Origin of the sequence: Bradyrhizobium sp. 159, assembly GCF_023073795.1 — a bacterium.
Taxonomy (GTDB): domain Bacteria; phylum Pseudomonadota; class Alphaproteobacteria; order Rhizobiales; family Xanthobacteraceae; genus Bradyrhizobium.
In genome coordinates, this window is sequence record NZ_JADPKE010000081.1 from 60,838 (window position 1) to 75,341 (window position 14,504).

Here is a 14,504-nt window from a genome sequence, read left to right on the forward strand (position 1 = left end):
GCGTCGAGCTATTCCTGTCGGCCCGAAGGCCGCCGCCTTGAGCGTGGAGGATCGATTTCGCCGATGGGCCCACGAAGAGCGGACGCATCTTCCGCGACATCAATCCAGGCACCTGCAGCCATTGTTGATCAGGCGACATTCATGCCCGAGGCCTTCTTCAGTTGGTCATCCGAAAGAGGGCGTCCTCGCGAGTCCTGTCTTGGTCGCACGGTGTCGAGTCAGCCGAGCATCATCCCAGGGCGACAGGGCTATCCTATCACCTCGATGAAAGTGCAGAAAGTACACCTGCGCCACGCCAAGGCGTTCGCACCGGATCACGTGATGCGGAAACGAATTTCTTGCCACTGGTGCGGTGGGCGCCACCAAGCCGGAATTCGGCTGCTATGAGAGCACCTCGTGTGGGTCTTCCTGTTCTCGCTCGACGCATATTGCCGACTTGCAGATGCGTCTCGGGCAACTGGGGAAGGACGGCAGCTGTCGGGAGACTGCTGGGGCTTTGCCCCGCGGACAAGGCTGGCGCCAAGGTGTTGTTGGGCACGCTCGAGCGTATGGGCGGGACCGTGAGTGATGACGTCCACAATGCCATCGGTTGCCGGGGTAATCAGGTCGACTCTGTCGGCTGTGCGCATCCCGCGCTGAAGCACGCGCCTCGCCGCCGGCTCAAGCACGCCTCCCTCGATGGCAGACGCGCGTGCCGCGTCGATGGCTTCTTCAACATCAACCATGGGCTCACGACAGTCTCGAGCATCTGGAGTTTAGGTTGCGGGCGTTGATGTTGCTGCACCGGGATCCCGACAGGCTCATGCAATCCGTGATCGCAAGCGCCGCCGTGCGGGAATGGAGGGGGTTGATCGAGCATCATGATAGGGTGGTCCGTAAGGCCGGGCGCCTGCAAGGCGCGGTACAATTGAACTATGGAACAGGGACGCAGCATGAGCAACATCGCCCGTGACAGTGACATCGTCGAGCTGACGGACGCCCCCTTCTTTGATTATGGTGACAACGTGCGGGCCAACCGCACCATCCGTAACGACGGCACCTATGTAGGCAAGGAGATCGGTGAGGTTCTGGTCAAGAAAGGCGAGCTTGGCTATGTCATCTCGATCGGCACGTTCCTGCAACAATTTTATATCTATGGAGTCGAATTCCTCGGCTCCGGCAATCGCGTCGGCATGAAATGCAAGGAGCTCGATCTAGTCACGCCAAGCCACGAAGGCGAGGAGCCGTTCTTGCCAGGAGCGGCACCCCGATGATCGAACCAAGATCGCCAAAATACCGGTCAGGCCAACGTGTCAAGGCGGCAATCGATCTGCTCAACGACGGTTCCTTTCCCGGCGCGTCGGCGGAAGAGTGTCTGGTCAGCGTCGGGTACATTGGTGAGATCGTCCAGGTCGGTCGCCATACGGAAGCGAACCTACCCATTTATATGGTCGACTTCGGCAAGCACTTGGTGGTTGGCTGCCTCGAGGCAGAAATCTCTGCAGTCTAGGATATCGCGCAATGAACGCCGCAATCATCAGACGACATCATTCCGGATTGCCTGCGCATCCCAACGAGCTCGACCGGTGGCGGATCGTGCGCGCGCTGACGAAGCGCGAGCACTACCGATATGTCTCGCCAAAGGTGACAGCGGTTGCTGGCGGCTATCTGGTCGAGAGCCCGTGCTGCTCAGGCAATATCAATGCGGAGGGCGACCTCGTCGACGTCGCGCTGCTGCACCACGATAGGACTGGGGCGGCATGGCAGCTGCTCCGCAAAGATCACCGCAAGGGCGTCTGGGAGTGGCATTCGACCCATCAACGGCTTGGCTTGGCGACAGCGGTTCTGAACGCCGACCCTGAACGTTTGTTCTGGCAATAAGGATTGTGGAGATGGTGCTCGAAGGCGACTTGACAGAGATCGAGCAGACGCTCGCCGCTATTGATACAGCCTCTGAGCCCTGCCTGACGCTCCGGCAGAAAGTTCCACATCTTGCCTTCTTGCGAGGCGTCCGACATGACGCTGAGTCCGTTCCGCCGGCTTGGAAAGTTCGACCTGCATCTGCTCAACAGTGGAGATCGCTGTGTACAGATCACGAATGATCCACACCGCGCCGCCGGCATTGTGCTGGCCAAGCGCTCTGGCAAGTCATGATCAAGCAATCGCCTTCCGGTGCCAAGCTCACACAGGACGGCTAGGCCCGCGGGTTGCTTGCCATGCCGTAGTGCCCGGCCCGGGAAATATCACGATCAGGTCGCTCGCTCGTTCATCGGGTCCATGTGACGGGGGCAGGCGATGGTCTCGCAGAAGTGTTCGCTGAGGGCGGAATTGCCTGGGTATCTCAACGTGGCTTATTAATCCAAGGATACTGCGGTAGATCAAATGGGGATGAGCGAACCGTGCTCGATCAGCTGACGAGGAGTAACGGTCAGGCATTGCAAGATTTGGCTTTGTGAGTACTCGCCCTTAAGTCCGCAGGACTTGAGAAAATAGGAGAAGACGTTTGCTCTTCGCGCGGTAACGCCGTGCACTTGCCGTGAAGGCCCGTTGATGCGCGCGCAAAGTGAGGCAGTGCGACTGTCCCGGCCGATCCGCGCTACTCCATCAATAGTATTGGCGCCTGGAAATATCATACTACGAAATTGGTGAGTGAAGTCGGCGCATTCAAGCAAGAAGCGCTTTTCGAGTTGTTTTTCGAAGACGCATCGAGCGTCCCTTCTCTATGGCTTGCTTCCATGTTGAAGGGGCTGACGTGCACGTCGAAAATCGGGTTTGTCACGCGGATAAAGATCCAGAGGACAGAGGACAAATTCGCGTGTAGTTCCAGTCTTATCTCGAAGAGAAAAATCCGCTTGAATAGTTGTCGATGACCATTGATATGGTAATGGGAAGCAGTTGCGTCTTCGCCAAAACAAGACGCTGCAGGCAAATGTGCAAAGCGAAATCGGAGAACACGTGGCAAAAAGCACCAAGCGCAAAGAGTATAGTAAGGATGACGTCAAGCTGCTCAAAGCGCACTCAAAGGCCCGCACCCCTGTAGCTAGGGTTTCAAAGCTTATGAAGCGATCCGAGGGCTCTCTAAGACAGAAAGCACGTACCTTGGGGATTGGCTTGGGTCACCAGCGCTGAGATACGCGTGAATGTTCGGAAATTGACCGGCGTGATGATCGAGACGGCCAGGCGGCTTACGACCCTCGGGCCACCTGATCTTTTCAGGTCCCTGCGCCCGAGGGGCAGCTCGCGCGATGAACGAGCTGACCGGTTTGCTGAGCGGCTTACATTTACTGAGCTGGGAAAATACGGTCCGCGAGCGTGCCGGCGGATCATCATCTCGCCCGGTAGACGTCATTCGGCGCTGAGCCATCTCCCTCTGCCTCGATACTTCTCGAGGCGCGGCGACTGGAACCTAGTTGCCCCCAACAGGGAGCTTGGCACCATTTTTCCGAGTCCGGGGGGCCGACATCGTCGGCCTACAGCATTAGCGGCCGGCGGCTGACGCAGATCGCTCTGATGATGCTGCCGGCCGGCAAGCCGCAGAAAGAAGGGAATAGCCGCGATCCGGCCTACGGCGACAACATAGGTAGTCCGGCAGGAGATGTGCAGACAGCAGGCGCAGAAGCGTACAAGCATTTTGTATGTTCATGCGGAGCCGCGCCGGCATCCTCTTGTATGCGGGATTTGTTGTGAGGTGAGCAAAGCAGTTGTGAACATTGTTCATCGTTATCATCGAGACCGTGGATTTCGCCGCCGCGAGTGCCGCGCGCGGACAGCGCGGCGGCCGCGGCAGACTCCATGTCGGCAATGAGAATTGAATTGCGGGCCGCACTCGCTAGCAGCAGGCCGCATTTGCGGTAAGATCGTCTCATCTCGTATCCCACAAACGATTGAATCTGACGTCCTTCGAATGCGGGAGCTGCTCCTTGCTGCACTTTCGATATGTTGCCTCAGGCAATTTTAAGCGTGTCGCCGCCGATTTCGCGGTTGCAAGGGCAGAGCTCATCAGTCTGTATCGCATCCAGAACGCGTAACGTGTCAGTCGGGCTGCGGCCGACATTGAGGCTTGTCGCATAGACATGCTGGATCGTGTTCTCAGGATCGACGATGAAGGTGTAGCGATGCGCGATGCCATCACGCGATCGCACTCCAAGGCCATCGACCAGTGCGCCCTTGGTGTCGGCAAACTGCCAGATCGATAGACGGTGCAGATCCTTGTGCTCACGCCGCCAGGCGAGCTTGCAGAACTCGTTATCGGTCGAGCCACCAAGCACGACTGCATCGCGATCGGCGAAATGCTTGGACAGGCGAGCAAACTCAGCGATTTCGGTTGGGCAGACGAATGTGAAATCCTTCGGGTAAAAAAAGATGACTTTCCATTTTCCGGGGAAACTCCTCTCAGTCAGCGTCTCGAAGGCGCTCTGCCCGTTCTCCTCTTGCAGGTGAAAGCCGGGCTTCACGCCTGTGATGTCGAACGGCGGCAACTTACTTCCAATTCCAGGCATATTGTCCTCACAACATCGCGTTACACGGAAACAGCGTTCCGCGACTGGCAAAGCAAGCGATATGCCACCCATCTGCCGGCAAGTACCCATCATGCCGGTCGTGGAACATTCGCCTTTGATGCTGGCGTGTCCTCGAACCCCATCTGCACCGGATGGTCCTCAATTGACTTGGCCCGGCATTCCCCGTTCCGCGCTCTTTCGCCCGGCACTCGTAGTGGAATCCACGCGCCGGCTTTGTCAGGTTTGTCTCAGAGCTCTTGCCGCTGTCGGGTCCGCCACAGCATCCAGTCTCGGACGCTGCGCTATTAGTCGAGCCTAGTCAGATGCTTAACGCGCGTGCGAACGAATGGCACGCCAGTTGCTAACTGGATGCAGCAACAACGAGTGAGGGCTGAGGGCACGCCGACGCCGATGGCGAGCGATGGCCTCCTTCCCGAAACCCGTGTGCCCACGTTTCTGAGAGAGAGAAACAGCCTCGCGCGTTCCGCGCGAAAAATTGGCAATCGGTTGATGGAGAGCAACATGTCTTCGCTGAGACAAATCGCGTTTTATGGCAAGGGTGGCATCGGTAAATCGACAACGTCGCAAAATACGCTGGCGGCTCTTGCTGAGCTGGGTCAAAGGATTCTCATCGTTGGCTGTGATCCCAAAGCGGACTCGACTCGCCTCATCCTGCACGCCAAAGCGCAGGACACCATTCTGAGTCTGGCGGCGAATGCCGGCAGCGTTGAGGACCTCGAAATCGAGGACGTCATCAAGCTCGGCTACAAGGACATTCGATGCGTCGAGTCCGGCGGTCCAGAGCCGGGGGTGGGGTGCGCCGGAAGAGGCGTGATCACTTCGATCAACTTTCTGGAGGAGAATGGCGCCTATGAGGACATCGACTATGTCTCTTACGACGTGCTCGGCGACGTTGTCTGCGGTGGCTTCGCGATGCCTATCCGCGAGAACAAGGCACAGGAAATCTACATCGTGATGTCCGGCGAGATGATGGCGATGTATGCCGCCAACAACATCTCCAAGGGTATTCTGAAGTATGCGAATTCCGGCGGCGTGCGCCTCGGCGGCCTGATCTGCAACGAGCGGCAGACGGACAAGGAGCTGGAGCTGGCAGATGCTCTTGCCAAGAAGCTCGGCAGCCGGCTGATCTACTTCGTGCCACGAGACAATGTCGTGCAGCACGCGGAGCTGCGCCGCATGACTGTGCTGGAATACGCGCCAGAGTCCAAGCAGGCGGATCACTATCGCAATCTCGCGACCAAGATCCACAATAATGCAGGACAAGGCGCCATCCCGACGCCAATCAGCATGGACGAGCTCGAGGATATGCTCATGGAGCACGGCATCATCAAGCCTGTCGACGAGAGCCTGGTCGGCAAGACCGCCGCCGAGCTCGCCGCTGTTTCGGCATAGTTGATGTTGTCGGCCTTCTCGACCGGGGAAGGCCGACATCGTCCACTCAGAAGCTGGGGGACCTTCATGATTGGCACACAAAGCAAATTGGCCGATACGATGTCATCTCCTGTATCAGCAGCTCACATCGCCGAGCAGCGCGACGCAAGTGAGCTCTACGGGCTTCTGACCGGGCGCCATCCAACAGAAGTCGACATCAGCGACGATGACGATTTCGATCGCCATGTGCTCGCTTGCGTTCTCGCCGCATCCGCTATGGATGGCGGCCAACTTCCCGAACGGGCTGGCTTGACTACCCAGGAGCTCGATGCGCTCTTGGTGCAATACTTCCCATCCACCCCAGTCAGGAGTTGTACCTGGCGCGAACAGTCCGCGTTACCGGCTCCTGACGAGACGATTATGGTGCGCGACCTCCTGCTTGCGCAACGTTCCACCCATGGCGAGGTCGGCGGTTGGCTCGCGACGATGATCGCGCGGCGCGCCATGGAGCCTAATCACCTGTGGGAAGATCTCGGTCTGCGGGAGCGGGACGAATTGTCCCGCCTCCTGATGCGCCATTTCGAGCCGCTGGCGGCTCGCAACACCAAGAACATGCGCTGGAAGCGCTTCTTCTATCGCACGCTATGCGAAGATGACGGTCTGGTGATGTGTACCACGCCGGTCTGCACGGAATGCAATGATTTTGATCTTTGCTTCGGCGAGGAGAGCGGGGAGAGCCGGATGGCCGGACGCCGGCGGGATCATCTGCGTCGTCTCGATGACTCAGTCCAACCCATCCCAAGTTCGCAAGACTGAGCTCATAATGGATGCCCCCTCCTGGCGCGAGTCCCGGTGTATCGGACGAGCTTTCGGCCAGCTGTCACATGACGAGACTGAGGGTTTGAAAAGAGACAAACAACTTCGCGCAGGCGGCCTAAGCTGGACGCGGCGGCGCCTGATGATCGCGGCTTGATAACTGGCGGAGGCGACCGTCACATTTACCGCCGAGATGTTCTATGTTGACGCGACGATCGACGCCAACATCCGCCTCTTGATCGCGCCCCGCTGAACTTATTTACGAACACCGACTTGTGGTTGGACCGAACCCGATGGCTCAAAAATCTTCCTCGATAAGCGCCGGAATGCACGCGCCTTCCCCGAAGTGCTGTAGCTTGAGGTGAGGCCCGAACCGTTGGCCGGCTAGCAAGCTTCCAAGCTCGGCGCCTGCCTTCAGCTCGGTCGCAAACGCACCGAACCTGGCGCTCCGCCGTTTCCACCCTGTCGGATTTGCGACACACCCGACTAATCTGAAATTCGGCGTCATTCACAGGTTCTTGGGAATTCGAGCGGGTTGGCACAGCAGTTGCTGAACAGCTTCCGGAATAAACATACGGAGCCGCTGATGGCGTTCGCCGCCGCAATCACCGGGCCCGACAAAGATCGGTCGAGGTCCATAGTCCTTAACGACACCACCTTGCGCGACGGCGAACAGACACCCGGCGTGGCCTTCACGACACCGGAAAAGGTCTCGATCGCGCGTGCGCTGGCCGCGGCCGGAGTCACGCAGATCAAGGCCGGAACGCCGGCGATGGGTCAGGAAGAGATTACCGCGATCCGAGCGGTCGCCGAAGCGGGCCTTGCGGCCACGATCATCGGCTGGTGCCGATGAAACCCGCGGACGTCGATGCGGCGATCGAGGCCGGTGTTTCGATGGTCAGCCTTTCGATTCCATCGTCGGACGTGCAGATTGCAGCGAACTCGGTGGCGGCCGCTTGGCCGCGCTGGAGCGGGTGAAGCGCTTCATGGCCTATGCTCGCACCAAGGGACTGGATGTTGCGGTGGGTGGCGAAGACTCCTCGCGTGCCGATGTCAACTTCCTGATCGACCTGGTCGACCTGATCGCAATCGCCAAGGCGGCCAGCGCGCGGCGCTTTCGTGTCGCAGATACGCTGAGCGTGCTCGATCCCGACGCGTCCTTCGCGCTCGTGGCCGCACTGCGCGCCAGCACCGATCTCGAGCTCGGATTCGACGGCCATGACGATCTTGGGCTGGCGACGGCTAATACGCTGGCGCCGATCAAGGCCGGTGCGACGCACGCCTCTGTGACGGTCATTGGACTGGGCGAGCGAGCCGGCAATGCGCCGCTGGAGGAAGCTGCCGTCGCAGTTAGGCAGCTCTACGGCCGTGATACCGGCGTGCTGGTATCTGAACTGGAAAAGCTCGCGGCCGCCGTTGCAGCCGCAGCGTGCCGCACCATTGCGCTCAACAAGGCGATTGACGGCGAGCATGTCGTTACCCATAAACCCGGCATCCACGTGGGCTCTCGAAAAGACCGGCCCACCTACCAAGCGCTGGACCCGGGGTTACTCGGCCGCTCCCACCGCATTGTGATCGGCAAGCATTCAGGCCTTGCCGCTATCACTTCGCTCTTGTCCGAGTTGCAGCTTTCGGTCACCGCCGAGCAAACCGAAACCATTCTCGCGCGCGTCAGCAAGCATGCCATCGAGCACAAAGGTCCGGTTTCGCAGAAAACGGTGGTGGCGATCTGGCGCGACATTCACGAGAGATCGCTCGTCAACCGAGGGCGATCGGGTGGTCAGCCATGCGCATCGCGCGATCAGGTTGGAACATTCGAGCCAGGACGGTTTCTCGGCGCGGATCTAATGGAGGTTGAAAATGACGACGGACGGGATTCTTTCGCAATTGAACAAGGCCTCGGCGGCAGAGGAGTTTTTTGCACTGCTCGGCGTCGAGTACGATGCGAAAATCATCGACGTGGCGCGGCTTCATATCCTGCGTCGCATGGGTCAATATCTCGCCGGCGAGGAGTTTACCGGTGCATCAGATCCTGACATCGCCTCGCGTTGCAAGGCCACGCTTGAGCGCGCCTATGCCGACTTCGTCACGTCCTCCCCGATCGAACAGCGCGTGTTCAAGGTCCTGAAGGATGCGGCCGCACCACAACCGAACAAGCATCCAGCATTGGTGCAGCTCGGTTCTTTGGAGTGAATTGAGTTTATATCTCGTGCTCTGGAGCGTGAAGGTTCAGAGAACCTGCCAACGACCCAAGTTGCAGTTACGGCCTCGCGGATCCGCAGCTTGGACACTCGGCTCCTTAAGGGTAATCACGGCTCAGCCCGGATATTTCCGTCGTTTCAAGCTGGTCTCATGATGCAGCTATCTCCTGCAATGGTACGCCGGCAGCGGGGAGCGCATATTTGGCGAGGAAAGCGCAGCAAGGTTCGGATGAATGTCTTCTGTCGCATTCCGGACACGGGTCAGCACGGTTTCGAATGTTCCGATCCTCGTGAGAGGCTGCCAATCCGATTTCCTTCAGTATGATTCTGTATTGGCGGTCAATTTTCATCGTCTGCGCAATTGGTACGACAATTGCTGACATATGCTCAGCTAGTCTGGAGAAGCGAATGCACATCTTGGTCCGCATCGAGTTTGTTTTGGACGCCACGCAGTTTCGCGCGCGCTGCCTGTCGGCATCATGATGCGTCACGACGCCAAAGCGATGGTTGCATATTCCGGCCTGGCTGAGCTGAAAGCTGCGCTTGATCCGCGCCAAAGATTCGTCGACGAAATCACTCCCGTTGGCCGATCTATGGCCGAGACTTCCCGGGGGAACCCCTTGCTCTCCAGCGCCGGCCGCGCGGCGCCGTTGACGGGCGGCTTCACCGCCGGCCCTCGTGCCCTCGCCAAGAGTTGCGGGCGTGTCGCTGCAATCGGCAAGATTGCGAGGGCATTCAGAGTAATGGATCGCGTTTTCACCGGCAAGCTCGCGGCCGACAATGGCACCAGCCGAGCCTCTGGTAGGTCCTCGATCTGTTCCAGCTCGGTTGCATCTCGAGGATGAGGGGGACCAATCGATCGGCTCGCGTGACCGCGCGGTTGCGTGCCTCACTAGTTGCCAAATGGTGGCTGCCCCAGAATGCCGAACCCGGAAAGAACCCGAAGCGCGTGCTTCCGGGCTCGTCGACAAAAGTCCAGCAATGGGTGTCTCGGCCCCGCGCTGCTGCCAGGCGGTGTTGACAAAATGACGGCGGGCACGCGGCCGAACGTTAACTGAAGCAATCTTCACCCGCTAATTCAAAGCTGGAGGCGGAGCACGCGTCGCTGGCGAGCCGCTACTGAACACGGATGGGAGTACAGATGATGAGCACCGCACCCAAAAGCGCAGCTCCGGCCGCGGGTGGTGGTCGCGCGGCGACCAAGAGGGAGCTGCCCGAACGATTCAAAGCGTATAAGCACGTCTGGGTCTTCATCGAGCAGGAACGCGGGATAGTACACCCCGTCTCCTGGGAGCTGATGGGTGCCGGCCGACGGCTTGCCGACAAGCTCAACGTTAACCTCGCCGCGGTTGTCATCGGCCCAGTCGGGGAGACAACGCAGCAGGCGGTCGCCGAATCCTTCTGCTACGGCGCCGACCTCGCCTATATCGTCGCGGATGATCTCTTGGCCGATTATCGCAATGAATCCTACACCAAGGCCCTGTCAGAGCTGGTCAATACGTACAAGCCGGAAATCCTACTCCTAGGGGCAACTACACTCGGCCGCGATCTCGCCGGTTCAGTGGCCACCACACTGCTCACCGGCCTAACTGCCGACTGCACCGAGCTCGATGTCGATGCCGACGGCTCGCTTGCAGCGACCCGGCCGACGTTTGGCGGCTCACTATTGTGCACGATCTACACACTGAACTACCGTCCACAGATGGCAACCGTCCGTCCGCGCGTGATGCCGATGCCCGAGCGCGTGACCGGCGCGGTCTGGCGCGTCATCTCGCACCCGCTCGGGCTTGTAGAAGAAGATATCGTCACAAAAGTGCTGTCGTTCCTGCCAGACCGCGATTCTAAAAAGTCCAACCTTGCCTATGCCGACGTGGTCGTCGCTGGAGGGCTCGGTCTGGGGTCGCCTGAGAACTTCCAACTGGTACAGCAGCTCGCGGACGTGCTTGGCGCCGAATATGGCTGCTCGCGGCCGCTGGTCCAGAAGGGCTGGGTCACCTCGGACCGACAAATCGGCCAGACCGGGAAAACCATTCGGCCAAAGCTCTATATCGCGGCCGGTATTTCCGGCGCGATCCAGCATCGCGTTGGCGTGGAGGGGGGCGACCTCATCGTTGCCATCAACACCGACAAGAACGCTCCGATCTTCGACTTCGCCCATATCGGCATCGTCACCGACGCCATTCGACTGTTGCCCGCATTGACCTCTGCATTCCGCGCGCAGCTGTCGCCGCACTCGCACGACCGCATCGCTGGTTAGGGGAGCTTGTTATGATCGAGGAAAGGTTCGACGCGATCGTCGTCGGTGCTGGCATGGGCGGGAATGCGGCAGCGCTGATCATGGCCGAACGGGGCCTAAAAGTGCTGCAGCTGGAGCGCGGCGAGTATTCGGGATCGAAGAACGTGCAAGGCGCCATCCTCTATGCCGATATGCTGGAGAAGCTGATCCCGAATTTCCGAGAAGATGCACCGCTTGAGCGGCATCTCGTCGAGCAACGCTTCTGGATCGTGGACGAGCGTTCGCACACCGGGATTCACTATCGCTCCGATGACTTCAACGAGGAAAAGCCGAACCGCTACACCATCATCCGCGCCCAGTTCGATAAATGGTTCTCGCAGAAGGTCCGCGAGGCCGGCGCCACGGTGCTGTGCGAGACCACGGTGACCGAGCTCCTCCAGGATTCCGATGGGAGGGTCGTCGGGGTGCGCACAGACCGAGATGGGGGTGAAATCCATGCAGATGTCGTCGTGCTGGCCGAGGGGGTGAACGGAGTGCTGGGGACGGGTGCGGGCTTAAGAGGGCGGCCGAAACCGGACAAGGTCGCACTCGCGGTCAAGGAGATGCATTTCCTATCGCGCGAGACAATCGATGCTCGCTTCAATCTCAAAGGCGACGAGGGGCTCGTCATCGAAGCCGCCGGAACCATCTCCCGCGGCATGACCGGTATGGGCTTCATCTATTCCAACAAGGAATGCATATCGCTCGGTATCGGCTGTCTTGTTGCCGACTTCCAGCGTACCGGCGAGACGCCTTACGGCCTGCTCGAGGGCTTCAAGCGTCACCCGTCCGTCGCGCCGTTGATCGAGGGTTCGGAAGTAAAGGAATATTCCGCGCATTTGATCCCCGAAGGTGGATACAAGGCGATCCCGCAGCTTTGTGGTGAGGGCTGGGTCGTTGTCGGAGACGCCGCCCAGCTCAACAACGCCATCCATCGCGAGGGGTCCAATCTGGCGATGACGTCGGGCCGTATCGCCGCGGAAGCGATCTGCCTTATCAAATCGCGAAATGATCCGATGACGGCCAAAAATCTTTCGCTTTACAAAAAGCTGCTGAATGATTCGTTCGTGATCAAGGACCTGAAGAAGTACAAGGATATGCCGGCACTTATGCATACCCACTCGCAGAACTTCTTTCTCACATATCCGCAGCTCTTCTCCAAGGCGATGCAGGATTACGTGCGCGTCGACGGCACACCAAAGCTTGAGAAAGAGAAGCTGATGCTGAGCTCGTTCATCAAGGCGCGGTCGTGGAGTGGACTGTTCAGCGATGCCCTGCGCATTGCCCGGGCCTGGCGGTGATCACAAACCAAAGACAACGACGAACGACGGAGCCAGAAACAATGCCGAGCGAGCCATCCCGACGTGTCGAGGACAAACTGTTCTACAACCGCTATCTCGTTGATTCCGGCCGCGCCCATATCAAGGTGCGGCCGCACACCACACCATCCTCGCGGCTCTTATCGATGCTGAAGGCCTGCCCTGCACGGTGCTACGAGCTCAGCGATAAAGGTCATGTTGAGGTGACAGTCGACGGATGTATCGAGTGCGGTACCTGCCGGGTGATCTGCGAAGAAAGTGGCGATATCGAGTGGAGCTACCCACGTGGCGGTTACGGTGTGCTATTCAAATTTGGTTAAAGCTTCGGGGTAGCGGCTGATTGGCAGGCTGCGGCGTTCTCGCGATACAACGAGATCACGCGCGAAATTGAGATTTCACCTGATTCAATCGAGTCCAGATCTTTCCATCTACCGCGCGCGCCCTTGCCAGGTTCCGCTATAATATGCTCGGAGATAGCCAAAGCGAGCGGATCCGAAACAGGGCGCAACGCATTGGCGGGATTAGGTTGTCCATCTCGGATCTGTCGACGGATCCTGGTTCTCTTCCCCAATATCTGGCCGGTTCGTCCTCCTTGGAGTTCGCGGCGATCCGCCTGCCGCCGCTGCCTCGCGACGCTGCCTATCACCTACAAACGGAACGCTCGAAGCAGGACTACGCTTGCGCCGCCGGCCCGACGAACGTGCCATCGAGCGCCTTGTAGACAGACAGGTACGAGCGGATCACGAAATTAGCGCTTTGTGACTCCTTCGCGCGACCGCCGGTTGCGCGTTCGTCAGGCGGGCTGCGCGCATGCAGCACACAAGTTTGCACTTTCATTCGCCTGTATAGGGGGGATATATGATCGGCCGGAGAGCATGACGATGGTTCGACTACAAACGAGCAGGGCAGCCGCTAACGCGCGGCGAGCAGAAGCACGCCATGAGAGTTCGGTCGGCGACATCCAGGCCCGCATAGCCGAACTGAGAAGCTTGCCGCGCGAGAACCTCGCGGATGCGGTGTTCATGCTCTCGATGAATGCAAGACGGCAGCGCGAGTTGATACGACATGCGATCGAGAAGCGCGCCGAGGTCGACTTGGACTTTGATCCGCTGCCGAATGCTGATTTGGCGAGCTATCTCGCGAATGATGTGGTTTCGACCTTAGGCCACCACGTCGCTGACCTTCCGACCTTGCTGGACCTGTTGGTTGAGCGAGCGCCTGACGTCTGCTTCACCGTGGATCGGGAGGAGGCCGTTTCGCGCTAGCCGCAATCATTCGCGAACAGCGGCTCGAGGGAGTCCTTGAAGGCCTCAGGCTCGCCGGGCTCCTGAACCAGCCAGCGAAGGATCGCCATGCCTGGATCGGTTCGGAAGCGGATTTTAGAGGAGCTGCCGAGCGTGCGTGAGTGTCCAGGGGGCTTTGAGGGACAGTCCTGCAAGATGGAATGTCCAGAGCGGATGGGGACGTCAGAAAATCTCGGCGCATGCTTGCGAGCTCAAAACCGCATCGAAATTTGCGGCGTAGTTCCTTTGTCATCCGTTTAGTATTTATCGCTGACGCGGAGCCGCTATGCACGCCCCGTCGCAGTCCCCGGCCGCGTCAAGCTCGGCGACCTTCGCGTTAGCGAGGGCGAGATCCGCAGTTCTGAGCTTTCATGTCCAGTTGCTGCGCGCGTTTTTCGCGCTGGCGGATCATGCAACCGTTCGCTAACAGCCACGCAAGGGAAATCACGGCAGGACACGTCGACCGAGCCGCGGCGATGTGGCAAAGCGGCGAAAGGCAGTCGCTCAACCCAGTGAGGCGTCCTGGTGAAATCGACCGACGTTGTTTCGGTAGTCGCTGGCTGCGCCTGGGGGGCGGGGCAAGGCCTGGCAAGTATTCCGCGACCAAGTCGAGAACAGCAGAGAAGCTGAGTGGCGGCCCGCTGCAAATTGGGCAAAAGGGCCTTCTTGGGTGGCGCTGGATCGTCGACATGAACGCTCCGCCGCGCGTCTGCCATACACCCCCTATCCTTGCTCGATCC

General features: G+C 59.3%; 13 protein-coding genes and 1 pseudogene. 13 read left to right on the forward strand and 1 reads right to left on the reverse strand.

Features of this window, described 5'->3' with window-relative positions:
* Positions 1-932: 932 nt before the first annotated feature.
* The 5 genes from IVA96_RS21830 (at position 933) to IVA96_RS21850 (ending at position 3,108) form a co-directional block, all read left to right on the forward strand.
* Positions 933-1,253: a nitrogen fixation protein NifZ gene (locus IVA96_RS21830; protein WP_247419182.1), complete on the forward strand. Its 321-nt coding sequence runs from the start codon at positions 933-935 to the stop codon at positions 1,251-1,253.
* On the forward strand, positions 1,250-1,489 hold the full coding sequence (locus IVA96_RS21835) for a nitrogen fixation protein NifZ (protein WP_247279054.1): 240 nt from the start codon (positions 1,250-1,252) through the stop codon (positions 1,487-1,489). Before IVA96_RS21830 ends, IVA96_RS21835 begins: the two co-directional genes overlap by 4 nt.
* 11 nt (positions 1,490-1,500) lie before the next feature.
* Positions 1,501-1,860, forward strand: coding sequence for a hypothetical protein (locus IVA96_RS21840; RefSeq protein WP_247279055.1), 360 nt, complete (start codon positions 1,501-1,503; stop codon positions 1,858-1,860).
* 135 nt (positions 1,861-1,995) lie between these two features.
* A complete protein-coding gene (locus tag IVA96_RS21845; RefSeq protein ID WP_247419183.1) occupies positions 1,996-2,133 on the forward strand; it encodes a hypothetical protein in 138 nt (45 codons plus the stop codon).
* A gap of 777 nt (positions 2,134-2,910) precedes the next feature.
* Positions 2,911-3,108 carry a hypothetical protein gene (locus IVA96_RS21850; RefSeq protein WP_247419259.1) on the forward strand — a complete coding sequence of 66 codons (198 nt, stop codon included), beginning with the start codon at positions 2,911-2,913 and terminating at the stop codon, positions 3,106-3,108.
* 815 nt (positions 3,109-3,923) lie between these two features.
* On the opposite strand, the gene IVA96_RS21855 is transcribed toward IVA96_RS21850, so the two are convergent.
* Positions 3,924-4,478 carry a peroxiredoxin gene (locus IVA96_RS21855; RefSeq protein WP_247279058.1) on the reverse strand — a complete coding sequence of 185 codons (555 nt, stop codon included), beginning with the start codon at positions 4,476-4,478 and terminating at the stop codon, positions 3,924-3,926.
* Between the two features lie 522 nt (positions 4,479-5,000).
* On the opposite strand from IVA96_RS21855, the gene nifH reads away from it, so the two are divergent.
* The 8 genes and pseudogenes from nifH (at position 5,001) to IVA96_RS21895 (ending at position 13,746) form a co-directional block, all read left to right on the forward strand.
* Complete coding sequence (gene nifH, locus IVA96_RS21860) at positions 5,001-5,891, forward strand: nitrogenase iron protein (protein ID WP_026233535.1); 891 nt, start codon at positions 5,001-5,003, stop codon at positions 5,889-5,891.
* 99 nt (positions 5,892-5,990) lie between these two features.
* Positions 5,991-6,686, forward strand: a complete 696-nt coding sequence (locus IVA96_RS21865) for a nitrogen fixation protein NifQ (RefSeq protein WP_247419261.1) — start codon at positions 5,991-5,993, stop codon at positions 6,684-6,686.
* 586 nt (positions 6,687-7,272) lie between these two features.
* Positions 7,273-8,428: pseudogene (locus IVA96_RS21870) on the forward strand (homocitrate synthase); the annotation flags it as partial.
* A 118-nt stretch (positions 8,429-8,546) separates the two neighbouring features.
* On the forward strand, positions 8,547-8,879 hold the full coding sequence (gene nifW, locus IVA96_RS21875) for a nitrogenase stabilizing/protective protein NifW (RefSeq protein ID WP_247297554.1): 333 nt from the start codon (positions 8,547-8,549) through the stop codon (positions 8,877-8,879).
* A 1,152-nt stretch (positions 8,880-10,031) separates the two neighbouring features.
* Positions 10,032-11,144, forward strand: a complete 1,113-nt coding sequence (locus IVA96_RS21880) for an electron transfer flavoprotein subunit alpha/FixB family protein (RefSeq protein ID WP_247419264.1) — start codon at positions 10,032-10,034, stop codon at positions 11,142-11,144.
* Positions 11,145-11,155: 11 nt separating this feature from the next.
* The gene (locus IVA96_RS21885) at positions 11,156-12,463 is read left to right on the forward strand and encodes an FAD-dependent monooxygenase (RefSeq protein ID WP_247419184.1); all 1,308 of its coding nucleotides are present in this window, start codon (positions 11,156-11,158) and stop codon (positions 12,461-12,463) included.
* A gap of 41 nt (positions 12,464-12,504) precedes the next feature.
* Positions 12,505-12,801 carry a ferredoxin family protein gene (locus IVA96_RS21890; protein WP_247279062.1) on the forward strand — a complete coding sequence of 99 codons (297 nt, stop codon included), beginning with the start codon at positions 12,505-12,507 and terminating at the stop codon, positions 12,799-12,801.
* 561 nt (positions 12,802-13,362) lie between these two features.
* Positions 13,363-13,746 carry a hypothetical protein gene (locus IVA96_RS21895; protein ID WP_247419185.1) on the forward strand — a complete coding sequence of 128 codons (384 nt, stop codon included), beginning with the start codon at positions 13,363-13,365 and terminating at the stop codon, positions 13,744-13,746.
* Positions 13,747-14,504 lie beyond the last annotated feature (758 nt).